We start from the raw sequence: 24600 nt of genomic DNA on the forward strand, positions 1-24600 counted from the left end.
AGATCATTAACTTGTTGATGTACAAAAATAACTCTCTGAGGCGGTCTCTTTATGGATAACCACACGCTGCTCACCAGCTACATTTCCAACTTGAAGCTCGATTTAATTATGGCTGACTATAATCTGTGCAGCACGGAGTGGAAGGATTTGGACTATACACCTGACTATAGCAAGTTCTATTTCATTTGCGAAGGCGAAGGGTGGCTGAAGATCGGGGATCAGGAATATTATCCTCAGCCTGGTGAGCTTTTTTTGATGCCGGAGGGAGTGCAGCAATCTTATTCCTGTATCAGCAATCAGCCTTTTCTCAAATATTGGTGTCACTTCAGTGTGAAGTCTGGAGATATTAATCTGTTCAAAATATTGGAGCTGAGCCATACATGCAGCGCCGTGGACCGCGAGGTTGTCAAGGAAATGTTCAGCAGTATCGTACTCCACGTCAAATCGGGTGAGATCTACGCCCAGTTGCTCGCCAAGAGCAAGCTGATGGAGCTTTTTTCCTATTACCTCAGCAAGCTGGAACCAAATGAAATCACTCTGAAAAATCTGTCCTCTGTCGAAAAGCTAACCAAAATCCTGAACCACATTGAAACGAATATTGAACAAAATATTACGGTGCATGAGCTTGCCGAGATTGCCCACATGCATCCCAATTACTTCATCCGCCTGTTCAAGAAGCAGCTCGGCGTGCCGCCCATACAGTACATAACGCGAAAAAAGATCGACAAAGCCAAGGAGCTGCTCACATCTACAACCAGCACCATTAGCGAAATCGCCGTACAGCTCGGGTTCAGCGACATGTTCTATTTCTCCAAGCAGTTCAAGAAGAATGCAGGCCTTGCGCCTACAGACTTCAGAAAGCAGATGCAGCTCCTGCCGGAGAAATAGCGATTATTTCACGGGGACGATTCGAAGTGGATAGCCGGCACTCTTGTACACATCCGCTTCATCCTCATCGAGTCCGTCTTCGGTAATGATCTCGTCGAACGCATCCAGACTGGAGAAAATTGCAAGCGAGCTGTAGCTGAACTTGGTCGAATCCACCAGTAGAATATTTTTGTCCGCCGCATTCATAGCCGTTTGCCTTGCGCCTACGAGTACAGGTGACCACGCCATAGCCCCTTTGGCATGTGAAATAGCTTCACATGTAAGGAAAGCTACATCCACTGTTAACGAAGCCAGCATCTTCTCCGCATAAATTCCGTCCAGACTGTATGCCCACTTGCTAAGCCGGCCCCCTGTGCAGTAAACATCGAAACTGCCGAATCGCTCTTCGTTGGAGAGGAGCAGGGCTGTGTGCAAATCACGGGTAATGATTTTCAGACCTTTGAATTTCTCCAATTCTTCCACCATAGCCGCGACCGTTGTTCCCGCATCCAGAATAATGCTCATCCCGTCCTGAATATGGTTCACTGCTTCCCTCGCGATCGCCATTTTCTCCGCCTTGTGTTCATTGGCCCGCTGGTCGTAATCAGCACCCATGAATCGTTTAACCTTGACAGCTCCTCCATGGGACCGTTTTATTCTGCCTTCGGACTGCAATTGGTCCAGATCGCGGCGGATCGTCATATGTGAGACTTTGAACGTCTCTGCGAGCTCCATGATCGTGATTTGCTGTTTGAGCTCCAGCAGCTTCAGGATTTCATGTTGTCTTGTTCCCATGAGCATAGATGAATCCTCCCTGGAAAATCTCTTTTTTTGACAATTATAGCCTTCGAAAGTTCTGTTGTCAGCAAAAAAATGTTAACTAATGTTCATTTAGTGTGAATTTATGCTATGCAAACTTTCGTTTATGTGATATATATGATTTACGAATGTTAGTTTAGTTAACTTGATTCTCGAAAAAACAACCTAATTGTCCATGCTAAGTATGAAAAGGAGGTGGGAATCGCCTCGTTATGTCATTTTACATCACATAATTCAAATTTGAAATGATAGGAGAGTGGTTCGATGTTCAGATACACCGGAAATGCCTTTAATCGCCGATTTCTGCCAAGACTAACAACACAGGAGATCAGGGAGCTGCCGAAGGAGGAGGTGCTGATTGTCCTTCCCGTAGGTGCCATCGAGCAGCATGGGGCGCATATGCCTGTCTACACTGACACTTTACTTGGAGAGGCGTTATTGGCCGAAGCCTTTGAGCACTTGCCTGATGACGCCCAGATTTGGCTAATCCCCTCTTTCAGCTACGGAAAAAGCACCGAACACACCGAATACCCAGGGACCCTTACATTGTCAGCCCAGACGATGATGATGCTCCTTCAGGACATTGGCGCTTCCCTCGCCAGAAGCGGGTTTACAAAGCTGCTGCTGTTCAATACTCATGGAGGCAATGCTGATCTTCTCGGTATGATGGCTAGGGAGATCCGAATCTCAACCGGACTCGCTGTATACCGCCTTGATCCGGGTGCAGTCCGTTACAGCGATTCTTTCACCGATGATGATGAGAAGAAGAGCGGCATTCACGCTGGTGATGTCGAGACTTCCCTGCTAATGGCAGTCTGTCCGGAATGGGTTCATCCCGAGCTGGCAGTAAGAGAAATGCCTAAGTTTCCTCAGTCGGTATCGTTCAACTTCCGCTCCAGATCGTTTGCATGGGTTATGAAAGACATCTCCCGCAGTGGAATTGCCGGCGACGCAACCAAAGCAACACCTGAGCGGGGCGAGGCGATGCTTAAGAAGGCGGGACCGCTTCTGGCGGAAGCTCTTATGGAAATTGCTGCGTTTGATATGGAATCCATGAAGGATTAAGGAGAGGAGCTGAAACGGCATATGGAAGTGACAGCGGCCAGAAAAGAAAGAGTGGCAATGGAGCAAGTGTCCAAAGTGTATCCGAATGGCACCATCGCCGTTCAGGACGTGAACCTCTCTATCAGTGAGGGTGAATTTCTTTGTTTCGTCGGCCCGTCCGGCTGCGGCAAGTCAACAATCTTCAAAATGATCACAGGTCTATCCGAACCGACGGGCGGGGTGCTTGAGGTGATGGGAGCTTCACCCAAGCAGGCCCGCAAACAAAGTGATACCGCCTTCGTCTTCCAGGACCATACGCTGTTGCCCTGGAGCTCCGTTATTGACAACGTGGCCCTTCCGTTGGCCATTCGTGGCATCCCCCGCAAGCAGCGTCAGCTAGAAGCGGAACATGTGCTTGAGCTGGTGGGGCTGAAGGATTATACGAAGTCCATGCCCAGACAACTGTCCGGGGGGATGAAGATGAGAGCTTCGATTGCCAGGGCGCTCATCTCTAAACCGAAACTGCTGCTGATGGATGAACCGTTCGGCGCACTGGACGAGATTACGAGACAGACGCTTCAGCTTGAGCTGCTGGACCTCTGGAGCCAGGACAAGGAAATGACTATACTCTTCGTCACCCACAATGTTTTCGAAGCTGTATTTTTGTCCACCCGGGTAGCTGTCATGACCCCAAGACCCGGGAAGGTAGCCGCTGTAATTGATGTGCCGGTTCCTTTTCCCCGCACTGAAGCTTTTCGGACCACACCGGAATTCGGACAGATTGTCCGTTCCGTATCGGATGCTCTGCAGCACTGACTCACAGAACTTGACGATAGGGAGGCTATATGATGACGGTTGTTTGGACTAAGGAAATGACGGAGATTGTCGGAGAAGATAGGCTGCTGCTCAGTTTAGAGCAAGTTGATAAGCTTTCGAAGGATTATTACTGGTATTCCCCTGTACTGGAGCCGCTGCTACGGGACAAGAAAGCCGATGCAATCGTCATCCCTCAGACAGAGGAGCAGGTCACACAGGTGCTGTCCTTCGCTTATCGCAACGGAATTCCAATCACTACCCGCGGATCGGGAACTGGGAACTACGGCCAGGCAGTACCGCTCGAAGGTGGGATTGTCCTCGACCTCAGCGGACTTAGCGCCGTGCATGAGGTGACTGATGAATACGTCCGGGTTCAGGCCGGCGTCCGCTTGGGGGTACTGGAGAAGCAGCTTCGTGAACAAGACAAGGAACTGCGGATTTATCCGAGTACTTTCGTGAAAGCTACGGTAGGCGGCTTCGTGTGCGGAGGTTCTGGAGGCATAGGCTCCATCACCTGGGGGAATTTGTGGGATGGAAACGTGCTGGAAGCGGTCGTATATACAATGGAAGAAACTCCCCGGAGGCTTATCGTGAATGGCCCCGAACTGGCTGCTTACATTCATAACTACGGAACCACTGGCGTCGTAACGGAGCTGAAGATCCCCGTCGCATCAAAGGTAACCTGGCGGCAGACGGTCGTGCAATTTGATGATTTTGAAGCAGCGTACCGTTTCGCTCATGCTGTGGCTCTGGATGACTCCATTCGCAAGCGACTGGTCACTCCCATCGAATGGCCAATTCCATCGTTCTTTAAGCCGATCGTAAAACGGTTAGAGCAGGGGGCGAGTGTGTGTTTTCTGGAGACGGAGGAAGGTACCCAGACTGCGCTTGAGTCCCATGCCGCCATATTTGGCGGACGCATCGGCTATGTGATCCCCTCAGATCAGTACCACCTGACTATCGGGCTATCCGATTTCACCTGGAACCACACCACCTTATGGGCGCTTAAGACAGATCCTTCACTTACTTATCTTCAGGCAGGCTTTGACCCTGTAGATTTCCCCCGGCAAATCGGTCAAATCAAGGCAGAGTTCGGAGAAGAAGTTCTGTTGCACCTTGAATTCATTCGTTCTGCTGGTGTCGTCGTCCCCGCCGCACTTCCTATCGTCCGCTATACCTCTCATGAACGATTATATGAGATCATTGAATTTTTCCGTTCGATTGGCGTGGTAATCAATGATCCCCACACATGGCTGCTTGATATGGGCGGACGCGGGCAAATGGAGGCGATGCGTGCGGCCAAACATGCGAACGACCCGCGGTCCCTGCTTAACCCGGGCAAGCTGAAGACCCCTGCTCCACTGGAAACGACAAGGAGTGATAACCAATGAGTGAAGAGATCGTTATGAAGGCCGCAGACTCCAGTCTTCATTCTCTTACTAAGACACCCCCGAGAGTGGTGCCGGAGCGGAAATTAAGCCTGTTCAAGCAGTCATGGTGGAAAACGGCGCTCCCGCCCGTCGTGGCGTTTGTGATTGTCATTGGCGGTTGGGAAATTTTCTGCCGGCTGGCCGATATTAAGCCTTATTTGCTGCCAAAGCCTTCCGATATCGTTCTGGCTGCGTCGGAGAACGCCGCAAATCTGTGGGTATCGGTGTATACAACGATTGTTGAAGCCGTGCTTGGGTTTCTCCTCAGTGTTGTACTCGGGATTGGATTCGCAATTGTTCTGGCGAGCTCGAAGCTTGTCGAGCGAAGTATCTACCCTTACGCCATTATTATGCAGACCATTCCGATTGTCGCCATCGCGCCGATCATCGTAATTTGGTTCGGGGCCGGAATCAACGCCATAGTGATCATTGCATTCCTGATCGGCTTTTTCCCGATGCTGTCCAATACGCTGATCGGACTCAACTCCACCGAACACAACATGAAGAACCTATTTTACCTTTACAACGCTACTCCTCTGCAATCCATGTTTCGCCTGCGTCTGCCGTCTGCACTGCCTTACATCGTCGCCGGCCTGAAAATTTCCTGTACCCTTGCCGTTATCGGAGCCATCGTGGGCGAATACATCGCCGGCATCGGAGGAGGGCAAGGAGGCTTAGGATATGCCATCACCGTGGCGGCGTCCCGTCTTCAAACTGCTTATCTATTCGCCTGTGGCCTTTCGGCGTCTCTGCTCGGAATCATTTTCTTCCTGCTGGTTAATGCCTTCTCCAAGTGGATGCTCAGCTCCTGGCATGAGTCCGAGATGAGTTCGTCGGAAGGATAGCGCACGTTAGACTTGAAAGGATGGTATCAGCATGCCAACTGATCTGGAAGCTGTCAACGCAAGGTTGCCCCTTGCCGCGAGCGGCGGATTGTTCAAGCTAAGGATCAAGAACGGGAAGTGGGTATCCATTCAGGCCCAAGAGGGCCCCGTTGTTTCGGAAGAGCACCTGCCGATCACCGAACTAAACGCTCAGGAGCTTCGGACAGCCGGAGCAATTGATTTGCAGGGGCGGGTGGTGCTGCCCGGATTTGTAGACGTTCATATGCATCTGGACAAAGCCTACACGATTGCTCATGTGCGCAATCGTTCAGGAACGCTTCTTGAAGCCATCGAGAGTTATCGTTCCGTTGCCCCGACCTTCAGCAAGGAGTCGATTAAGGAGCGGATCGTCCAGGCTGCGCTTCGAGCAGCCTCCTTCGGCAGCCTGTCACTGCGCAGCCATCTTGATGTCCCTTATCATCTTGGCCGTGAGGTTGCCCTTCGTACGGTAGAGGCAGCTTTGGAGGCCAGAGAGATTGTGAAGGATGTTCTTGACATCCAATACTTTCCAATGTTTTTCTACGATCCAGCCCACAAGCGGGAGCTTACCGAGTTCGCCGAGGAGACGCTGCGGATGGGTATCGACGGTGTCGGCGGAGCGCCGCACCTCACGCCTGATCCGAATGAGGGCATTCGTTGGGCGATTCAGCTTGCCACAGCGTTTGACCGACCGATTGACCTGCACTGCGATGAATCTGATCATCCTGAAGTAAAGACGATAGATTTCTATTGCGACCAAGTCCTCTTGCACGGCTATGCAGGAAGAGCGACAGCAGGCCATCTGTGTTCGCTATCGGCGATGACTCAGCAGGAGGCAGATCGGCTAATCACTAAGATAGCAGAAGCGGGAATCGGAGCAGTCACTCTTCCTGCAGTCAATCTGTATCTGCAGGGCCGCGGCGATCAAGGCAACGTAAGACGCGGCATAACGCGTGTCAAGGAGCTGTTGAACGCGGGAGTTCCCCTTGCGGCAGCCTCCGACAACATTCAGGACCCGTTTCACCCTTTTGGCCGGGGAGACATGCTGCAAATGGGTCTTATGACGGCCTATGCAGCACATCTGGCCCGTGAGGAGGATATTGTTACGGTGCTGCGGATGCTGACTCATCAACCTGCAGCTATATCCGGGATTCCTGAATATGGCGTTACTGCTGGTAATCCGGCAAGCTTCGTTGTCCTCGATGCAGGTTCAGGAGAAGAACTGTTACAAGAAATCCCTGCCTCACGTTGGGTATATAACAAGAACCGCTGGATCTATACGTCCCAGTTGAAGCAGCAGTGGACGGACCCGTTAGGCAGCGCTGCGACCGCAAGTCTCTGATATTTGCACTGACGCGTTTTTCAGCCCAGACCACCGTAGTTTCCCTGACTATTTAGAGATTTGACCCAGACAGGCTGATTTCCTCGGGTGTTTATCTGCGCAACATGCGGATGCACATATAGATATTCATTTGGATAAGGGAGGAAGAAACATGCGCGCAAACAGTACGAGAGACAAGAAAATCAAGTTAGTTGGGTTCTCTCTAATCGTTTCAGCCGTCATGGCGTTGTCGGCCTGCGGGTCCGATAAGAATGGAGAGGCTGCTCAGAGCAGCGAGACATCTAGTAACAAGCCCGCTGAGGTCAAGCTGACGAAAGTCACACAGGTGACGAACTGGTTTGCGCAGCCGGAGCATGGCGGACAGTATGCAGCACTCTCCAAAGGCTTTTATAAGAATGCAGGTCTTGACATGACGATTCAATCCGGCGGACCTGGTGTCTCCGCATCGCAGATTGTTGCTTCCGGCAAGGCCGAATTTGGAATGGGGCAGGCAGATGAGATTTTGCAGGCGCGGCAAAACGGGATTCCTCTCGTAGCAATTGCAGCGATCTTCCAAAAGAACCCGCAGGGCATTATGTATCATAAAGGAAAATACAAGGATATTTCTGAGCTGAACGGTCATAAGGTTTACGTTGGCAGTGGCGTATCGTACTGGGATTATCTCAAGAAGGCTTATAAGCTTGACAAGGTAGAAGAGATGAAGTATACAGGCTCGCTCGCTAATTTCGTTGCTGATCCGGACTCCGCCACCCAGATTTATGTTACCTCTGAGCCATTTTCTATGCAGGCGCAGGGGGTGGATGTTGATTATATCCTCAACTATGATCTAGGCTACAAGCAGTATGGCAACATTCTGTTCACCACGGAAGACTACATGAAGGACCACCCGGATATCGTTAAAGCGTATGTCGAGGCCTCGGTCAAGGGCTGGGATTACTACAAGGACAATTCCGAAGAAATTAACAAGAGCATGCAGGAAAAGAACCCGGACCTGAAGCTGGAAGCAATGGCATTCGGCACGAAGGCTCAAGAACCACTTATCTACGGCGGGGACGCGGAGAAGAACGGTGTCGGCTATATGAACAAGGGCATCTGGGAAGGGTTGCAAAAGCAGTTGGTCGACATCGGCATTCTGAAGGAAGCTGAGCCGATTGACAATGTGTTCACCAATCAATTTCTTCCTGGAAAGTAAGGAGTAATTCCGAATAGGTGCCAAAGGCATTAAGTGAATGGCGGGGATGAGATGACGAACGCTTATGATTTGATTGTGAAGAATGTCCATCTGGCGGGAGACGTTGCAGGTGTTGATATTGGTATACGGGATGGACGGGTTGCGGGCATAGGTCATCTGACAGAAGCGACTGCTGTAGAAACAATTAACGCGGAAGGCAGACTGCTGGTGCCTCCGTTTGTTGAACCTCATGTTCATCTGGATACGGTTCTGACCGCTGGAAATCCTGTTTGGAACGAGAGTGGCACACTTACAGAAGGGATCGAAATCTGGTCTTCAAGAAAGCTCAAGCTCACGAAGGAGGATGTCATCACAAGAGCAGAGCGCATGATTCGCCACTATCTCAGCTACGGTGTGCTCCATCTGCGCTCGATGGTTGATATTGGAGATCCGAAGCTGACCGCGCTGGAAGCGGTCATGGAGCTTAAAGAACGCTACCGCGAGCAGATAGACATCCAGATTACCGCTTTTCCCCAGGATGGAATCATAGGCTGTCCGTCTAATGAGGAGCGGATGAAGGAAGCCCTGCGGATGGGCGCAGACGGAGTGTCCGCAGTCCCCCATCTGGAGCATACCCGGGAAGAGGGAGTACTGTCCTTGCGCAAAGTGTTTGATCTTGCAGAGCGCAGCGGCGCTTATGTTCATGTTTTCTGTGATGAGACAGATGACATGAACTCCAAGTTTTTGGAGGTCTGCGCATCGCTGGCGCTATCCACAGGGATGGGCTCTCAGGTGACAGCGGCACATGCAAACGCCTCAGCTTATTATAATGAACCGTATTTTCAGAAAATAATGAAGCTTCTCAAGCAGTCTGGTCTTTCCATCGTTGCTTGTCCGCTGATTAACAGTGTGATGCAAGGCCGCTATGACAGCTTCCCCAAGGGTAGAGGAATTGCGCGCATTAAAGAATTTCATGGCGCAGGCATCAATGTTGCATTATCCCACGACGATACTCGTTCTCCGTTCTATCCGCTGGGTACGGGAAATCCGCTAGATGCCGCCCATATGGCCGCACATCTGGCCCATATGAGCGGACGCTCCGAAATGCGAAGCCTGATTGGGATGATAACGGAAAGTGGAGCTGCGGCGATGGAATTGGAGGATTACAGTTTTCATGGAGGTATCCTCAAGGTAGGAGCCCCGGCCTCGTTTCTGTTATTCGATGCGAAGACCGCTGACGATTTAATCCGCCAGCGCCTGTCCCCAAGGTACGTATTCCGAAACGGCGTTGTGCTCGCAGAGACATTGCCCCCGGTGACACTTTTGAGAGGCGTGTATGAAGAGAAGGATCGAACAGGTCCGATAGAGGAACCCAAGCTTACGATACAATTGGGGGCGTCACCCAATCAGTAGTATTCATGTGGGGAGAGCGTGACTTGACGCCGAATTCATCAAGTCGCTTTTGTACGACAGAGACGTGCACTGAAAGCCATGATCCGAAGTGGAGCACCGCTTACAGTACACGTCTCTTTTTCATGCCTGTTTCTCTTTTGGGGGACTCAGCAGTGAGCAACTCCATCGTTCACTTATGCTGAACAATAGAAACGGATACCCGCCGCTTCTTCTCTTTGACTCCCCGTCCTGATCTTATTCTTCTAATTACCATGCAGGCAACTGCGAGTGCAGTCAGCATGTACAGGACCTGTATCCAGGCCGTGCTGCTGTCAGTGCCAAGCATGATCCCATGAAGCAGGGCCATAACATACGTTGGCAGGGCAAGAAAGTGGATCGCACGCCACAGCTTTTTACTCATTTTACGCATCAGATCAGAGCTGATCATGATTGCAAGCAGCATATAAAAAGAGAGGGTGCCGAGTCCGGTCCAGAGGGGTTCATTTTTCGCGGCAAAAGGAATGACAATGTCGAAAAACGAGTATCCCACATATTTATCAAAGGTGAGCACCAGCCCGTGAACGATGCCGAACAGCAGCCCAAACCAGCCGCTCCATTGGTGAATCAGCAGAAGCTGGGCCCGCCGGGTTCCTTTTGCCCATGCCTCGCCCTGCAGTAGTCCTGCAATTATAGCGGTAAATAACAGCAGATATGAAGTGAATCCCGCTGCTCTTACTGTGGTCCAGACCGATAAGCTATCTGAGAGATTACTTAACCAAGCTTGCATTTGCACCGCCTCCTTGCTGTTCTAAGATGCAGCATTCTGCCTGCCCTGTCTTCATGACCACGCCGTCCGCCCGGACGGCAATAGCGCTGCAGTCAGGATGGTTGCGCTCAAGCCAGGGCAGTCCTTGCTCCGAGCCCAGAATAAGAATGCATTTCGCATAAACCTCTGCCTGCGTAAGCGTTGGACAGATTGCCGTCACCTGCCCCAGATCCGAGGCACTGGGTCTTAGGGTGCGTGGATCCAGGATATGATGCCGCTCACTCCCATCCGCTGCGGTCCATCTGCGCTTCATTCGGCTGCTGGTGGCGATGCCCGCCCCGGTATTCAGACGGATGGCTGCAATATTACGGTCAGGCATGAAGGGATCGGCAATATCAATCAGTCGCGCAGTTTCCCCCCACAGCATAATATCGCCACCGGCATCCAGGGCCCCCTGGTGTATTCCTTCCCGGATAAGCTTGCCTGCAAATTGTTCCGCGCTCCACCCTTTGGCAATGCCGCCAAGGTCAACAGCATAGCCAGGAGAGAGGGTAACGGAGCTGCGAACAATATCCAAGCTAAGAACAGATGAGAATTCAGGCAGCCGGTCTGGTACATACTGCGTTTGTGATGCCTCGACTCCCGTTCCTATATGCTCGAAGCTGTCTCGATACCCGGCAGCAGCCAGAAATTTGCCCAGATAAGGGTTGAACAAGCCTTCCGTTTCGATATAAAACTTATCCGCCTTGAGCAGCACCTTGAGCAAAAGAGGAGAGACTGTCACCGGAGCGCCAGCCATACGGTTCAGCTTCGTCAGCCCGCTGTCCTGCTTGAAACGGCTTAGCTCATCTTCTACAGAACGGAACCATTGTACAGCTTGTTCATGAGCAGCGTCCGGCAGACCATAAGTATAGCAATCTGTATTCATCGCCCGAAAATGCTTCATTATTCTCGTCCCCCTTAAGATGCGCGGGTGCGGATTCTTCCATCACTCTGGCTGTCTCCCGAATCCGAATTGCCTGAGAAGGCGGATTGATTCCTGTCGAAGCCTGATCCGAAATCTCCCCGGCGCTCCCTTGGCTGTTGCATTGTTGAGGTACTATCATTGTCTTGATTCTGTTCGTAATTGGACGAAGCTGTAAGGGAACTATTATCACTATGTGCTGAACCGGAATTGTCGATATACCCGACGAATCCTGTAAATAGCAGGGCTCCAGAGAATCCGGTCAGCCATTTAATCCATGTTTGCTTTTTCACTGTGATCTACCTCATTTCGTTTTGTTGTTATTTGGAGATTACTTCAGCTTGGTGAAAATATGGTGAAAGGAGTACCCGCTGTTTTTCATGTAAATTTCATTATCCGATGCTATCCTTAAATCATTACTTCACTTAGCTAAAGGGGATATTACCATGAGAATACTGCTGGCTGAAGATGATTCACGTCTTGGCGAACTGATTGCCCACATGCTGAAGAAAAAAGCCGAATGCGACGTGGACTGGGTGATGACCGGTGAAGATGCCTATCTTTATGCTTCCGGATCTGTCTACGACCTGCTGATTCTGGATTGGATGATGCCGGCAGGGGATGGGGTTAGCATATGCCGGAGGCTGAGAAGCGAAGGATATATGGGGGCCGTGCTGATGCTGACCGCCAAGGACAGTCTTTCGGATAAAATCACTGGCCTGGACGCCGGAGCCGACGATTATTTAATCAAGCCCTTTGAAATAGACGAGCTGCTCGCCCGCATTCGGGCCTTGCAGCGCCGGAATTTCGCGCCGATTCTGGAGCAGGAAATCCGGGTCGGCGGCATCTTCCTCAACCGTACCGCCCAATGGGTTAAAGCCGGGAACAGCGAGGTGCAGCTCACTCCCCGCGAATTCCAGCTCCTTGATCTTTTGGTGCAAAATATCGGGATTGTTTTATCCCGTGAGGTTATTCTGGACCGGATCTGGGGGCTTGAAACGGATGTCGGGCCTAAGACAATTGATGCCACAATCAAGCTGCTGCGTAAAAAGCTGGCCGGGATAACCGGGGAAGGCTGGATTCAGAGCATACGGGGGGTCGGCTACAAAATTGACAAATAAGCTGCGCAAGAAATGGAAATCTTTATTTGGCAAAACCAGAGGTACTGACCTGCTCAAACGCACCCAGCGGAAGCTCACCATCCAGTACAGCGTTGTTCTGATCACATTTCTGATCTTGTTCGTTGCCACGGTCTATGGACTGCTGCATTATTTGCTGATTAACGAGCAGAAGCAGCAGCTCGAAACCTGGCTTGTGCAGAAGGCGGGTTCGATGCGGGGAGATGGAGAGTATGGGGGAGACAAGAACCGGCTTCCAGGTCCTCCAAAAGAAGGGGCAAGTGATGATACTTCGGCCAGGGCGGGAGAAATCAGCGGGATCTTTGTAAATCGTGACGGAGAGCTGCTGACTCCAAATTTGCCTTTCTCCCTATCGGTCAACCAGATTAGCATATTCCTGAAGGGATTAGTGCCAGCAGGCGAAGAGACCGTGTACCGGACAGTGCGGTACAGTGAATCGGATAGCAGCAATACAGGACAGAAGGATCTCTCCGGCCAGCTCCTCATCGCTGGTAAAACGTTGTTTCACGATGGGCAGGCCATTGGAACCCTGTATGCTGTCAAAGATTCGTCCGCACTGTTCCGTTTGCTTCAGTGGCTGGCTGTAATCCTGATCGTCATCGCGCTGCTTTTTTTCGGGCTGGCAATCTTCCTGAGCTACAAGATGTCATCCAAAGCAATGGTTCCGGTCAGGCGCTCGTTCACCAGACAACAGGAATTTGTTGGCGACGCTTCTCATGAGCTGAGAACTCCTTTAAGCGTGCTCTTATCGTCAATCGACACGCTGGAAATGGAGGGGGTAACGGATAATTCTCCGTTTGCCCGCAAGGTGCTGGACAATATGAGGGATGAGGCCAGAAGAATGATCCGTTTGTCGGATGGCCTGCTTACACTGGCCCGTTCGGATTCCGATGCGGCTACACTACAGAAGGCTCCTTTTAATCTGGTGGAAACAGCCGATAAGCTTGTCCGTTCGCTTCAGCCGATAGCGGCCGCTAAGCAAATCCCGCTTCGCCTTCATGCCGCTGAAACGCTGATGATGAACGGCGATGAAGCAAGAGTGTCGCAACTGCTTGTGATCCTGCTCGACAACGCGATCAAATACACGCCGGAAGGCGGCAATGTAAGCCTCACGATGTCCCGGAGCGAAGGACGGTCCCGCAAGCTGATCATTGAGGTGAAAGACAGCGGAATCGGCATTGCCGCGGAGGATTTGCCCCGCATATTTGAGCGCTTCTACCGTGTAGACAAATCGAGGGCACGGGAGCTTGGAGGTTACGGCATCGGCCTTTCCATTGCCAAATGGATTACAGAAGCGCATGAAGGAACGATTACCGCGGCTAGCGTGGTTGGCGAAGGCAGCATTTTCACAGTTACATTTCCGGGTGCAATAGAATTCTGATTATGTACACACTATAAAGAAGAGGAGGGGGACCAATGGGCTTGAACACATGGCTTGAACATTACGGTTACGGATTGATTTTCGTCGCCATATTTCTTGAAATGCTTGCATTGCCTCTTCCGGGTGAAATGCTTTTGAGCTACACGGGGCTGTTTGTTTTTGAAGGGAAGCTGAATTTCATGTTCAGCATTATAGCAGCCAGTGCCGGCGCAACCGCCGGCATTACGCTTTCTTACTGGATCGGCTACCGGCTGGGCCAGCCATTCCTGCACAAGCATGGGCACCGTGTCCATTTGGGGGAAGAGCAACTATTGAGAATGAATGTGTGGTTCGAGAAATACGGTAACAAGCTATTGTTTGTTGCTTATTTCATTCCCGGGGTCAGACATATTACCGGATACTTCAGTGGAGCAACACGCATGCCTTTCCGAAAGTATGCGATATATGCCTATTCAGGTGCGATTTTCTGGGTCGGCCTATTCATCTCTCTTGGCAAAATCCTGGGTCCCAAATGGGAGGTCTATCACCAAAGTGTAAATCGTTATATGATCCTCTTTGCGGTTGCTTCCGCTGTGCTTACCCTGATGATTTATCTTGTGAAAAAGTACAGACAAAGGCTGTTTGCAGCCTTAAACCGGTTGCTTACCCAGGGAATGCAGCACTTTCACTCGCTGGGCAAAGTCAGATTCCTGGTGCTAACTTCATTTGCAGCCTTTGTATTGTTTGTTTCCTTGATGCTGGGACTGATTCAGGATTTCCTCGCTAAGGAGTTTACTCAATTTGATGAGGTTACGAGCTACATCGTCCATTCTTTTTTTGGATCTGAGTGGCAAATCTTCATGAACCGCCTCACCGGGCTCGGCTCGATTTATTTCTACGGCCCTGTGATCACAATAGCCGTTCTTGGGATCGCCATCTATGCCCGCGAAAAGCTGCTGGAGCTTTTCTTTCTGTTCTGGGTGGTCATTGGAGGCGAGGGGCTTGACGAAATCTTGCGTCTATTATTTCATCGTTCCGGACCGGTTGCTGCCGGGTTTCAATGGTTTAATACCTTTCCGAGTGAGGAGACATTAACTTCAATCACGGTCTGCGGTTTTTGCGCATTTTTGATTCTTCGTCATAACAGCAGCAGACTCATTCGGATTTTGGTTACTTCAGCGGTAATATTGGTTTGTCTGCTGATTGGGGTAAGCCGGATTTATTTGAATGTACAATTCCCAAGTGATGTAGCTGCCGGCTATGTGTTCGGCGGAGTCTGGATCAGCCTGAATGTACTGCTTCTGGAGATTTTTCGGTTACTTCAAGCAGATACAGGCAGCCCTGCCTGACATTACACTTCATATTGAATAACTGACTCCTGCCAGTGAACAACTCTCTGGCAGGAGTCTTTGTTATGGGCATATTCCCGTTAGGGTTATGGATGGAATTACCTTAGGTGAGTTTTATTAACTGTGACTAAAGAAAACTGTTATTTGGCACACTTTAGGTTATAGCCTAGCACCTGCGAAAGGATGATCAGGATGTGGTCAACTATTGTTTCTTATATTCCTGATTGGAAAATATTTATGCAGGCCGCAATAACGCTAGTGTGTCCGATAGGAATTTATTTTATCTACAACTCGCTGTACTCCGTTATCGGGAGCGGAAGGGCCGCAAAAGCAGGGAAAGCCCCGGCTCACCCTCCAGCTTCGAATAAGGATGCACCAGCCAGTCCAAAGCTTAGCGGGGATTATGATGCTGACCTAATGTCCATTAAGCAAGCCATTGGCGAGAACAGTGATGTGCATTTTCGTGAATTTACGGTGAAGGCGCATAAGCTCAGAGCAGTGCTTATCTTTGTAGAAGGCATGCAGGATGAAGCAATGATTAACAAGCAGGTGCTGCAGGTGTTGATGCTAGATAACCAAGCTGACAATGAAGCAATAACCCTATCCCTGTTAAAAGAAAGCATGCTTCCACTGACTGAGCTTAGTGAAATCAATGAAATGGACAGCCTGCAGGAGATGGTTCTATATGGCTATACAGCATTAATCGTAGAAGGAATGTCTACGGCGCTGCTGGTGGGAACGCGGGACGGGAGCAAACGCGCGATTACAGAACCAACCTCGGAAGCCTTGCTTCGCGGGCCGCGGATCGCATTTTCAGAGGTGCTGAGCGAGAATACCTCCATGCTTCGCCGCCAAGGCCTGAGTACAAATCTGGAAATGAAGCTTTACGAGGTTGGAAGCCGCATGAAGAGAAAGCTGGTTATTGCCTATATTAAGGATATCGTTAACCAGGAGTTGCTTCAGGAGGTTAAGGATAGAATTTCCAAAATAGATATGGACTTTCTCGCTGAATCCGGGTACGTGGAGCAACTGATTGAAGACAATTATTTGAGCCCCTTTCAGCAGACTCAGAATACAGAGCGGCCTGACCGGGTGATTAACTCGTTACTGGAAGGAAGAGTAGCCATACTGCTGGACGGCACCCCGTTTGCCCTCATCGTCCCTGTGACCTTTAGCATGCTGCTGCAATCTCCAGAGGATTATTATGAGCGGTGGCTTCCAGGAACTATGCTGCGGTTGCTGCGGTTTTTTGCAGCCTTTCTGGCATTGATGGCTCCGTCATTGTATATTTCGTTTATCTCGTTCCATCCCGGCCTAATCCCCACGCAATTGGCGATTACCATCATTGGGACCCGGCAAGGCGTACCGTTTCCATCTGTTATTGAAGTTATGATTCTTGAGGTATCCATTGAGATCCTGCGTGAAGCGGGGATTCGGCTGCCCAAACCTATTGGACCGGCAATGGGCATCGTAGGGGGCTTGATTATTGGGGATGCTGCTGTTAATGCCGGGATTGTCAGTCCATTTCTGGTGATTGTCGTTGCGGTTACTGCGATCTCTTCCTTCTCCATACCGATGTACAGTGCCGGCATAACACTCCGCATTTTGCGTTTTGTGGGTATGTTATTTGCCTCCGTACTAGGGATGTTCGGTACGATATTGTTTTTTCTGATGATCATCGTTCACCTCACCAAGTTAAAGAGCTTTGGAGTGCCTTATGTTACCCCCTTCACACCAATGCGTTTTAGTGACTGGAAGGACCTCTACATTCGTGCTCCGATCCCGGTTATGAAACGAAGACCGGAGATGATGAAGCCGCAAAAGAAAAAACGCAGATCCTAGGAAGTTAGAGGAAGGGGGAGAAGAAGTGTTTGTGCGTTCCGATGATAAAATCACCTCAAAACAGGCAGCGTTATTCTTGACGAATACGGTACTGGGCGCGGGAATTCTGACTTTGCCCAGAAGCGTAGTGGAAGCGGTCAAGACTCCGGATGCATGGATGTCCGTATTGCTCGGTGGGATTATTGTAATGCTGGCAATTGTAGTAATGGTAAAATTGAGCCAACAATTTCCCGGTAAGACCTTCTATCAATACTCCCAGCGCATCGTGGGCACATATCTTGGAGGATTTTTGTCCTCGTTGTTAATCATATACTTTCTGATCAGTGCCGGATTCCAGAATCGTGCATTAGCGGAAATAGCGATGTTTTTCCTGCTCGAAGGGACGCCCATTTGGGCAATTATCATCCCATTCATCTGGTTGGGAGCGTATCTGGTGTTTGGAGGAGTCAATTCCCTCGCCAGAGCCTATCAAATTATTTTCCCCATAAGCTTCTTAATTTTGATCTTATGTTATGTCCTTAGCGTAAGATTTTTTGATATTAACCATTTGCGTCCTGTACTGAGTGAAGGCTTTATGCCGGTAATTCGGGGGCTGAGGTCCACTGTACTCGTCTTTACGGGCTGTGAGGTGGTAATGATCATCACAGCCTTCATGCAGCATCCAGAGCATGCGGTAAAAGCCATGTTAACGGGAATCGGGATACCCCTGATCTTATACATCCTGACTGTGGTTATGGTTATTGGAAGCCTATCCATTGATTCTGTAGTCACTAGCACCTGGCCTACAATTGATTTAGTGCGCAGCTTTGAGATTTCAGGATACTTTTTTGAACGCTTCGAGTTTCCGCTATTGGTGATCTGGATGATGCAAATGTATTGTATTTTCAGCAGTTACTTCTTCAATGCTTCCCTGGGGATCTCTCAGGTGTTCAAGGTCAAGCTTGCTCCTGTGATCTTTGGAAGGGGGATTAGAAATGTTTGTGCGTTCCGATGATAAAATCACCTCAAAACAGGCAGCGTTATTCTTGACGAATACGGTACTGGGTGCGGGAATCCTGACTTTGCCGAGGAGTGTGACAGAGGCCGCCAAGACCCCTGATTCATGGATGTCTGTACTGCTGGGCGGAGCCATTGTAATGCTGGTGATTTGGGTAATGGTGAAATTAAGTCAACAATTCCCCGGCAAGACCATTTATCAATACTCCAAGCGCATCGTCGGTACATATTTTGGAGGATTTTTGTGCACGCTGTTAATCATTTACTTCATGACCATAGCCGGCTTTGAGATACGCGTATTAGTTGAAATTACGTTGTTTTTTCTGCTAGAGGGCACACCCGACTGGGCTATCGTCATTCCGTTCATCTGGGTGGGGGCGTATCTGGTGTTTGGAGGAATCAATTCCATCGCCAGAGCCTATGTAATTATTTTCCCTGTCAGTATCCTCGTCTTGTTCTTATGTTACATCTTTAGCATCAGAGTATTTGACATTAACCATCTACGTCCTGTGCTGAGCGAAGGCTTTATGCCGGTAATTAAGGGATTAAAGTCTACTATCCTTGTGTACACGGGCTGTGAAGTGGTGATGACGATTACAGCCTTCATGCAGCATCCTCAGCATGCGGTCAAAGCGATGTTAATTGGAATTGGCATACCGATGGGCCTATACCTGATGACAGTAATTCTGGTTGTAGGAGGATTGTCCATAGATGCGGTAGCTATGAGCACGTGGCCTACCATAGATTTAGTCCGCAGCTTTGAGATTTCCGGATACTTTTTTGAACGGTTCGAGTTTCCGCTGCTGGTGATTTGGATGATGCAGATGTTTTGCAACTTTTGCAGCTTCTTCTTCAATGCGTCCCTGGGGATTTCCCAGGTCTTCAAGCTCAAGCTAGTCCCTGTAATCTTTGGAATGATGCCGCTGATATTTATCTCAACCATGATTCCCAAACGTATTAATGATGTGTTTGCCCTTGGGGATGCTATCGGAATCATGGGGGTGATTTTGTTTATTTTGGTGCCTGTACTGCTGTCGGTAGTGCTGATCATTCGAAAGAAGGGATTGAAGCAGGATGTGTAAACGCCAACCACTCCTTGTACTGCTTGTTGCTACGCTCCTAATCACTCAATCCGGCTGCTGGAGCAGTAAGGAAATTGAAGATCTAAGTCTCTACACCGGGCTGGCTCTTGACAAAGGAGAGCTTACGTCGACAGAGCAGGCCTTAGAGAATGAGGGAGGAAGCTATTATAAGAACAACAAGATTACGGCTACCATTCAAATTGTTCCGAAAAAATCGTTCGGCGGCGGCAGTTCATCCAAGTCATCCGTTAGCGAAAAAACGCCTAATTATACCAATGTCTCGGAAACGGGCGACTCTTTGCTTGAGATTTTCCGCCAATACTCGATTCGTCTGGACCGCCCGATCATTGGTCACCACCTGAAAGTAATCGTAATCTCTTCGCAACTGCTGCAGCAGCAGACGATACAGCAATTGATGGATTTTGTGCTGCGTGACAACGATATCCGTCCAAGCTTGTTTGTCTTCTTGAATGAGGGGCGGGCAGCAGATGCTTTTGTTATGAAGGATAAGGACGAAATTCCTTCCTTCCATATCAGGGAAATGATCCGCAACCGTTTTCGTACCAGCAAAATTATGAAGGCTGTGAAGCTTTCTACTCTGGATGCGCTTATGCATTCCAAGCAAAGCTTTGTGCTGCAAAATATTGTCGAAGCGAACGGAGAGCTCGAGTTTTCTGGAGGCGGAATTATTAAGGGGAAAACCGGCAAGTGGATCGGGTCATTGGAGCAGAACGACCTGAAGAGTATTGCCTGGATTAATGGAGAGGTCAAAGGCGGGACGATCAAGGCGTACAATCAGCACCATGAACCGATAACATATGAAATCAAGTCCGCAAAAAGTAAAATAACATCTAAAATTATGGAAGACAACAAGGTCTCATTTCACGTAAGTATCGAATCGGAAGGACGCTTAATTGAAAATTGGGACCCGGAGCAGCGTTCAACAGAGGTACCCGCGCTTAAAGAGAGGGAGCAGTTCTTCAAAAAACGGTTGACAGATATGCTTGAACAATTAATGCAAAAGATGCAGTCGACCTACAAAGTAGAGGTTGCCGGATTTGGGGACCGGTTAAGTATTGAATATCCCAAAATATGGAAAAATCTAAAGGACCATTGGGACGATGTCTTTAGCCAAACCCCCGTTACCTTTGATATTAAGCTCTCGATTACGGATTATGGGGCATTTAATAAATGAGACCATGCAGGTCATACAGGAAACCGCCTGACAGCAGTTTCCTGTTTTTTTGTATATTCGCGCTGCTATGCCGGTCTATTTCTTGTCAACTTTTTTGCGGGCCTTAATCAAACCGTTTATGCGCTTGAGATGGATTACTCTGCGGAACATCTTTTTTTCCTTCAACTGATTGAAGATATATGCATCCGGATAGGTGTTAACCTCAATAATCCACGGCTTCATTTCCTTATCTATTCCAATATCAAGGCCCAGCTCCTTAAAGCCCGGGTTTTTTTTCTGAAAAGCATCCGCAACCTCATAGCCCAGGTTCACCAGCTTACGGATATACTCTTTTTTCTTATCACCCTTGAGATAAGGGCTGAGCAGCGTTTCCAAGGGGAGAGGTTTTCCGCTGTTATGGAAGTTGGTTACGACCTTTTGCGGGTGCGCAAGCCGCCCGATATAACCGCTGACCTCCCATTTCTTAACCTCATTCTTCTGGATCATAATGCGGATATCAAAGATCCGTTCCTGATACTTCAGCAAATGTATCCCTTGTTGAATCAGGTACGGGCGGTTTAGTTTTCTTTTACCCAGCTCGGTATAGAGGCCTGAAAATGTTGAAAAGCTGCGCGGGGAAGTGCCGGAATGGTAAGCATATTTGTTCTCACTGTGTTTAATAACCTTGATAACGCCATTGCCGCATGAGCCGTTAACCGGCTTGACATAGACCATCTTGTGTTTATTTAACATCGTATTGAGGCTTTCCTGTGAATACATGACTGTTGTCGGAATCAGCTGACTCAAACGCGGATGCTTCAGCAGAATCTTTGTTTTTAACCATTTGCTAACCAGTGTGCGTTGTATTTTCGGTTTTATCTTTTCCTTTGTAGTCATCGGACAGATCCTCTCATTCGGATTTCTGAAGGGAACAGATATAACAGAATATGAATAACCGCAGCAAATAACCACGGGCATACGCACAGACGATTGGCGGAATATTTCATTAGACAACAAGCTGCTAAATACATATAATTGATACTGATTATCATTATCTATAGTGAACAGAGGGAGGCTGTCCAAGCGAAAACATATGAAACTAACTCGGAGAATCAGCACATGCCTATGGTTTATCGCTGCAGCAGCGGGATTATTCCTGACTATTTTCCTGTCCATTTCATACGGGGCCAAGGAATTGACGCTGCGGACGGTCTGGGCGGCAGTCTTTCAATATGATCCCTCATTAACCTCTCATCAAATTGTGCATGATCTTAGACTTCCCCGTGTGCTTGGAGCGGCAGTGACAGGAATGGCTTTTGCGGTGGCGGGCGCGATCATGCAGGGGGTTACACGCAATCCGCTGGCGGACAGCGGAATACTTGGGGTAAATGCAGGCTCTGCTTTTGCAGTTGCTGTGTGTTTCGCCATTGTGCCGGGAATGGCCTACTCGGAGCTGATCCTGTTTTCTTTTATCGGGGCGGCGTTGACCACACTGTTTATTGTCCTGCTGGGCTCCGCAGCGAAGGGGGGCTTAACCTCAATCCGGCTGACGATTGCTGGAGCGGTGGTAGCGGCTATTCTGCACTCGCTTAGCACTGGAGTAGCCATCTATTTTGAGCTGAGCCAGGATCTGGCCTTCTGGTATGCCGGGGGTGTTGCTGGAGTAACCTGGGAGCATCTGCGGCTGCTTACACCAATAGTCCTGATCACAATTGTATGGGCCATCATGCTGGGAAAACCGATCACCCTGATGGGAATGGGCGATGAGACAGCCGTCAATCTGGGAATACATACGAATCGCATTCGCATTCTTGGGCTTCTTGCTGCTGTAATCCTTGCCGGTTCTTCGGTGGCGGTGGCAGGGTCTATTGGTTTTGTAGGTCTGGTAGTGCCGCATATCGCCCGCCGGCTGCTGGGCGTGGATTACCGGGTATTGATCCCTTTTTCTGCACTGCTTGGAGCCATTCTGCTTGTCTGGGCCGATTTCGCCTCGCGTATGGTAAATCCGCCTCAGGAGTTTGCAATTGGCGCTATGGTCGCTATGGTAGGCGTTCCTTTTTTCCTCTACTTGGCGCGCCGAGAGGGAAGGGAGCTATAGGATGAAGCGGAATATGAAAGTGCACGAAATAAGAAGAGGGCAGAAGGCTCTCCTGGTCAGCCTTATCCTTCTGCTGCTTGCAATGGCCGTAATAACGGTCAGCCTGAACACCGGGACGATTTCCTTATCGCCGGGAACAGTATGGAAAACGCTACTGGGTTATGGTTCAGCCGAAGATTCAATGATTCTGTTCGAATATCGTATGCCGCGGATCATCGTAACGATGCTGGCGGGGATCGGGCTTGGAATATCCGGGGCCGTATTTCAGGGAACTACCCGGAATACCCTTGCAGACCCCGGCATACTCGGAATCAATACCGGAGCAGCACTCGGGCTGATTATCTTTGTCTCCTTTTTCCGTACAATGGAAGGTCCGATGGCGCTCTTGATTCCATTGTTCACCTTTCTTGGGGGGACCCTAGCCGCGCTGATGATCTTCATCTTCGCTTATGACCGCCACAGAGGGATAGTCCCGATTCGGTTAATCCTGGTCGGCATTGCGGTTGCTGCCGGTATCAGTGCGGTTACGCTGCTGCTCTCCCTGAAGCTGGACGAGGATACCTATGCATTTACAGCACGCTGGTTAGCAGGAAGTGTCTGGGGAAGGGATTGGATACATGTGCTGGCACTGCTGCCTTGGATTATTGTGCTGGTGCCGCTGATCTACAGCCGTTCCAAAGCGCTGGATCTCTTCGTGCTGGGTGACGAAATTGCCTACAGCGTGGGCAGCCATGTTACCCGTGAACGGCTGCGGCTGCTGGGAATGGCTGTAGCACTCTCCTGTGCCAGTGTATCGGTTGCAGGCGGAATAGGTTTTATCGGACTGATCGCCCCGCATATTTCAAGAAGGCTCACGGGGCCGCAGCACCGCTATTCCCTGCCGGTGGCCGCACTGATCGGCCTGGTCATTTTGGTCACAGCCGATACCATCGGCAGATCTATTTTTCGGCCAAATGCCATTCCCGCGGGCGTAGTTGTTGCGGCAATCGGCGGCCCGTACTTTTTATATCTGCTGTTCACAAGTAGAGACGGCTAGGCCGTCCAAAAAAAGACTGACCTTACAACCTGGAGGAATCTGCTCATATGAAAAAACTAACCTTAACACTTGTCTCCATACTGCTGCTTGCCGTGTTGTCCGCCTGCGGGCAATCCAAGGAATCGGCGGCAAATTCTACAGCAACAAACGCACCGTCAGCATCTGCATCTGCCGAGCCTGCTGCGGACGCGATAACCCACGATCCCAATGCCAGAATCGCTTCAATGTCGATTCATATTACCAATAACCTGCTTGCCCTGGGCATTACACCTGTTGGCTCAGTTGTCGGCGGTGATGTGAAAGACTTTTTGCCGCATGTGGCGGATCGGCTGCAGGGAGTGACCAAGCTTGGGGTGGTTACGGACCCGGATATGGAAGCAGTACTCGGGCTTAAGCCGGATGTCATCTATATTGATGAAGAATATTCGGGAGAGGATCTGGCCAAATTCCAAAAAATCGCTCCAACGATCTCCATTGACATGAATAGCGGAACCTGGAAAGATCATCTGAAACGAATTGCCGCAAATGTTGGGCGCGAGAAGGAAGCAGATGCTTTTATTCAGGATTATGAAGCTAAGGCTGAACAAACGAGCAGCCTGATCACGGCAAAGCTCGGTGCAGATGCCAAAGTGATGGCCATTCGCATGACAGCGAAGGAGCTGCGCGTGATGGGAACCAAGAAACCACTCGGACCGATTATGTTCAAGGATTTGAAGCTCAAGATGGCCGACGGAGTAGAGAAGATTCCGGCTGACGAGCCGTACCAGGTCATTTCCAAGGAGGTGCTGCCTGACTTTAATGCCGATGCCATCTTCGTAATTATCAGCAAGGGCAAGGAAGCGAAGGGGAACTTCGAAGAGCTGGAGAAGAATCCGGTATGGCAAAATCTGAAGGCTGTCAAAAACAATCACGTCTATCTCCTTGATGGACAAAAATGGCTCGACTACTCCTCGATAGGCCAAAGCATGGCGCTTGATGATGCCGAGCAGTTGTTCAGCAAATAAGCATAGACTAATTCCTACAATGGAAACAGCGGCAGCACTGGATAAG

Annotated in this window: 23 protein-coding genes; 18 read left to right on the forward strand and 5 right to left on the reverse strand. The window is 49.8% G+C overall.

Features of this window, described 5'->3' with window-relative positions; all coding sequences use genetic code 11:
- Window positions 1–51: 51 nt before the first annotated feature.
- Window positions 52–888, forward strand: a complete 837-nt coding sequence (locus tag AC0LWN_RS01945) for an AraC family transcriptional regulator (protein ID WP_474662957.1) — start codon at window positions 52–54, stop codon at window positions 886–888.
- A 3-nt stretch (window positions 889–891) separates the two neighbouring features.
- Here AC0LWN_RS01945 and AC0LWN_RS01950 read toward each other — a convergent pair whose 3' ends face one another.
- Window positions 892–1668 carry a DeoR/GlpR family DNA-binding transcription regulator gene (locus tag AC0LWN_RS01950; RefSeq protein ID WP_474662958.1) on the reverse strand — a complete coding sequence of 259 codons (777 nt, stop codon included), beginning with the start codon at window positions 1666–1668 and terminating at the stop codon, window positions 892–894.
- Window positions 1669–1950: 282 nt separating this feature from the next.
- On the opposite strand from AC0LWN_RS01950, the gene AC0LWN_RS01955 reads away from it, so the two are divergent.
- The 7 genes from AC0LWN_RS01955 to AC0LWN_RS01985 all read left to right on the forward strand — a co-directional run bounded on the left by AC0LWN_RS01955 (window position 1951) and on the right by AC0LWN_RS01985 (window position 9765).
- A complete protein-coding gene (locus tag AC0LWN_RS01955) occupies window positions 1951–2751 on the forward strand; it encodes a creatininase family protein (RefSeq protein ID WP_474662959.1) in 801 nt (266 codons plus the stop codon).
- 21 nt (window positions 2752–2772) lie between these two features.
- Entirely contained in the window at window positions 2773–3546 is a 774-nt protein-coding gene (locus AC0LWN_RS01960) for an ABC transporter ATP-binding protein (protein ID WP_474662960.1), read from the forward strand.
- A gap of 29 nt (window positions 3547–3575) precedes the next feature.
- Window positions 3576–4937 (forward strand): FAD-binding oxidoreductase, encoded by a 1362-nt coding sequence (locus AC0LWN_RS01965; protein WP_474662961.1) that lies wholly within the window; start codon window positions 3576–3578, stop codon window positions 4935–4937.
- On the forward strand, window positions 4934–5821 hold the full coding sequence (locus AC0LWN_RS01970; RefSeq protein WP_474662962.1) for an ABC transporter permease: 888 nt from the start codon (window positions 4934–4936) through the stop codon (window positions 5819–5821). The genes AC0LWN_RS01965 and AC0LWN_RS01970 overlap by 4 nt, the downstream gene beginning before the upstream one ends.
- Window positions 5822–5852: 31 nt before the next feature.
- Window positions 5853–7181, forward strand: a complete 1329-nt coding sequence (locus tag AC0LWN_RS01975; RefSeq protein WP_474662963.1) for an amidohydrolase family protein — start codon at window positions 5853–5855, stop codon at window positions 7179–7181.
- 151 nt (window positions 7182–7332) lie between these two features.
- Window positions 7333–8373, forward strand: a complete 1041-nt coding sequence (locus AC0LWN_RS01980) for an ABC transporter substrate-binding protein (protein ID WP_474662964.1) — start codon at window positions 7333–7335, stop codon at window positions 8371–8373.
- 51 nt (window positions 8374–8424) lie between these two features.
- Entirely contained in the window at window positions 8425–9765 is a 1341-nt protein-coding gene (locus tag AC0LWN_RS01985; RefSeq protein WP_474662965.1) for an amidohydrolase family protein, read from the forward strand.
- Window positions 9766–9934: 169 nt separating this feature from the next.
- Here the strand turns inward: AC0LWN_RS01985 and AC0LWN_RS01990 are convergent, their stop codons facing one another.
- The 3 genes from AC0LWN_RS01990 to AC0LWN_RS02000 are packed head-to-tail and all read right to left on the reverse strand — an operon-like array spanning window position 9935 to window position 11767.
- Window positions 9935–10531, reverse strand: a complete 597-nt coding sequence (locus tag AC0LWN_RS01990; protein ID WP_474662966.1) for a ferric reductase-like transmembrane domain-containing protein — start codon at window positions 10529–10531, stop codon at window positions 9935–9937.
- Window positions 10512–11456 carry an FAD:protein FMN transferase gene (locus tag AC0LWN_RS01995; protein WP_474662967.1) on the reverse strand — a complete coding sequence of 315 codons (945 nt, stop codon included), beginning with the start codon at window positions 11454–11456 and terminating at the stop codon, window positions 10512–10514. The genes AC0LWN_RS01990 and AC0LWN_RS01995 overlap by 20 nt, the downstream gene beginning before the upstream one ends.
- Window positions 11457–11470: 14 nt before the next feature.
- Window positions 11471–11767: a hypothetical protein gene (locus tag AC0LWN_RS02000; RefSeq protein WP_474662968.1), complete on the reverse strand. Its 297-nt coding sequence runs from the start codon at window positions 11765–11767 to the stop codon at window positions 11471–11473.
- A 153-nt stretch (window positions 11768–11920) separates the two neighbouring features.
- Here AC0LWN_RS02000 and AC0LWN_RS02005 point away from each other — a divergent pair, with 153 nt between their 5' ends.
- The 7 genes from AC0LWN_RS02005 to AC0LWN_RS02035 all read left to right on the forward strand — a co-directional run bounded on the left by AC0LWN_RS02005 (window position 11921) and on the right by AC0LWN_RS02035 (window position 20437).
- The gene (locus AC0LWN_RS02005; RefSeq protein ID WP_474662969.1) at window positions 11921–12595 is read left to right on the forward strand and encodes a response regulator transcription factor; all 675 of its coding nucleotides are present in this window, start codon (window positions 11921–11923) and stop codon (window positions 12593–12595) included.
- Entirely contained in the window at window positions 12585–13994 is a 1410-nt protein-coding gene (locus AC0LWN_RS02010; RefSeq protein ID WP_474662970.1) for a sensor histidine kinase, read from the forward strand. Before AC0LWN_RS02005 ends, AC0LWN_RS02010 begins: the two co-directional genes overlap by 11 nt.
- Window positions 13995–14029: 35 nt before the next feature.
- On the forward strand, window positions 14030–15322 hold the full coding sequence (locus AC0LWN_RS02015) for a bifunctional DedA family/phosphatase PAP2 family protein (protein ID WP_474662971.1): 1293 nt from the start codon (window positions 14030–14032) through the stop codon (window positions 15320–15322).
- Between the two features lie 192 nt (window positions 15323–15514).
- The gene (locus AC0LWN_RS02020; protein WP_474662972.1) at window positions 15515–17164 is read left to right on the forward strand and encodes a spore germination protein; all 1650 of its coding nucleotides are present in this window, start codon (window positions 15515–15517) and stop codon (window positions 17162–17164) included.
- A gap of 25 nt (window positions 17165–17189) precedes the next feature.
- On the forward strand, window positions 17190–18158 hold the full coding sequence (locus AC0LWN_RS02025) for a GerAB/ArcD/ProY family transporter (protein ID WP_474662973.1): 969 nt from the start codon (window positions 17190–17192) through the stop codon (window positions 18156–18158).
- Window positions 18139–19242: a GerAB/ArcD/ProY family transporter gene (locus AC0LWN_RS02030; protein ID WP_474662974.1), complete on the forward strand. Its 1104-nt coding sequence runs from the start codon at window positions 18139–18141 to the stop codon at window positions 19240–19242. The genes AC0LWN_RS02025 and AC0LWN_RS02030 overlap by 20 nt, the downstream gene beginning before the upstream one ends.
- Complete coding sequence (locus tag AC0LWN_RS02035; protein WP_474662975.1) at window positions 19235–20437, forward strand: Ger(x)C family spore germination protein; 1203 nt, start codon at window positions 19235–19237, stop codon at window positions 20435–20437. The genes AC0LWN_RS02030 and AC0LWN_RS02035 overlap by 8 nt, the downstream gene beginning before the upstream one ends.
- Window positions 20438–20512: 75 nt before the next feature.
- Here the strand turns inward: AC0LWN_RS02035 and AC0LWN_RS02040 are convergent, their stop codons facing one another.
- Window positions 20513–21313 carry a YheC/YheD family protein gene (locus AC0LWN_RS02040; protein WP_474662976.1) on the reverse strand — a complete coding sequence of 267 codons (801 nt, stop codon included), beginning with the start codon at window positions 21311–21313 and terminating at the stop codon, window positions 20513–20515.
- A gap of 196 nt (window positions 21314–21509) precedes the next feature.
- Between AC0LWN_RS02040 and AC0LWN_RS02045 the strand changes: the two genes are divergently transcribed.
- Genes AC0LWN_RS02045 through AC0LWN_RS02055 form a run of 3 tightly spaced genes read left to right on the forward strand, consistent with a single transcriptional unit; the run spans window position 21510 to window position 24554 of the window.
- Entirely contained in the window at window positions 21510–22514 is a 1005-nt protein-coding gene (locus AC0LWN_RS02045) for a FecCD family ABC transporter permease (RefSeq protein ID WP_474662977.1), read from the forward strand.
- Between the two features lie 13 nt (window positions 22515–22527).
- Window positions 22528–23550 (forward strand): FecCD family ABC transporter permease, encoded by a 1023-nt coding sequence (locus AC0LWN_RS02050; protein WP_474662978.1) that lies wholly within the window; start codon window positions 22528–22530, stop codon window positions 23548–23550.
- Window positions 23551–23597: 47 nt separating this feature from the next.
- Window positions 23598–24554, forward strand: coding sequence for an ABC transporter substrate-binding protein (locus AC0LWN_RS02055; RefSeq protein WP_474662979.1), 957 nt, complete (start codon window positions 23598–23600; stop codon window positions 24552–24554).
- Window positions 24555–24600: the final 46 nt, after the last annotated feature.

The organism is Paenibacillus sp. sgz302115 (assembly GCF_056120445.1).

Coding starts and splice junctions, on each gene's coding strand:
- AC0LWN_RS01945 (WP_474662957.1), top strand. CDS start 52: ATGGATAACCACACGCTGCTCACCAGCTACATTTCCAACTTGAAGCTC.
- AC0LWN_RS01950 (WP_474662958.1), bottom strand. CDS start 1,668: ATGCTCATGGGAACAAGACAACATGAAATCCTGAAGCTGCTGGAGCTC.
- AC0LWN_RS01955 (WP_474662959.1), top strand. CDS start 1,951: ATGTTCAGATACACCGGAAATGCCTTTAATCGCCGATTTCTGCCAAGA.
- AC0LWN_RS01960 (WP_474662960.1), top strand. CDS start 2,773: ATGGAAGTGACAGCGGCCAGAAAAGAAAGAGTGGCAATGGAGCAAGTG.
- AC0LWN_RS01965 (WP_474662961.1), top strand. CDS start 3,576: ATGATGACGGTTGTTTGGACTAAGGAAATGACGGAGATTGTCGGAGAA.
- AC0LWN_RS01970 (WP_474662962.1), top strand. CDS start 4,934: ATGAGTGAAGAGATCGTTATGAAGGCCGCAGACTCCAGTCTTCATTCT.
- AC0LWN_RS01975 (WP_474662963.1), top strand. CDS start 5,853: ATGCCAACTGATCTGGAAGCTGTCAACGCAAGGTTGCCCCTTGCCGCG.
- AC0LWN_RS01980 (WP_474662964.1), top strand. CDS start 7,333: ATGCGCGCAAACAGTACGAGAGACAAGAAAATCAAGTTAGTTGGGTTC.
- AC0LWN_RS01985 (WP_474662965.1), top strand. CDS start 8,425: ATGACGAACGCTTATGATTTGATTGTGAAGAATGTCCATCTGGCGGGA.
- AC0LWN_RS01990 (WP_474662966.1), bottom strand. CDS start 10,531: ATGCAAGCTTGGTTAAGTAATCTCTCAGATAGCTTATCGGTCTGGACC.
- AC0LWN_RS01995 (WP_474662967.1), bottom strand. CDS start 11,456: ATGAAGCATTTTCGGGCGATGAATACAGATTGCTATACTTATGGTCTG.
- AC0LWN_RS02005 (WP_474662969.1), top strand. CDS start 11,921: ATGAGAATACTGCTGGCTGAAGATGATTCACGTCTTGGCGAACTGATT.
- AC0LWN_RS02015 (WP_474662971.1), top strand. CDS start 14,030: ATGGGCTTGAACACATGGCTTGAACATTACGGTTACGGATTGATTTTC.
- AC0LWN_RS02020 (WP_474662972.1), top strand. CDS start 15,515: ATGTGGTCAACTATTGTTTCTTATATTCCTGATTGGAAAATATTTATG.
- AC0LWN_RS02030 (WP_474662974.1), top strand. CDS start 18,139: ATGTTTGTGCGTTCCGATGATAAAATCACCTCAAAACAGGCAGCGTTA.
- AC0LWN_RS02035 (WP_474662975.1), top strand. CDS start 19,235: ATGTGTAAACGCCAACCACTCCTTGTACTGCTTGTTGCTACGCTCCTA.
- AC0LWN_RS02040 (WP_474662976.1), bottom strand. CDS start 21,313: ATGACTACAAAGGAAAAGATAAAACCGAAAATACAACGCACACTGGTT.
- AC0LWN_RS02045 (WP_474662977.1), top strand. CDS start 21,510: ATGAAACTAACTCGGAGAATCAGCACATGCCTATGGTTTATCGCTGCA.
- AC0LWN_RS02050 (WP_474662978.1), top strand. CDS start 22,528: ATGAAAGTGCACGAAATAAGAAGAGGGCAGAAGGCTCTCCTGGTCAGC.
- AC0LWN_RS02055 (WP_474662979.1), top strand. CDS start 23,598: ATGAAAAAACTAACCTTAACACTTGTCTCCATACTGCTGCTTGCCGTG.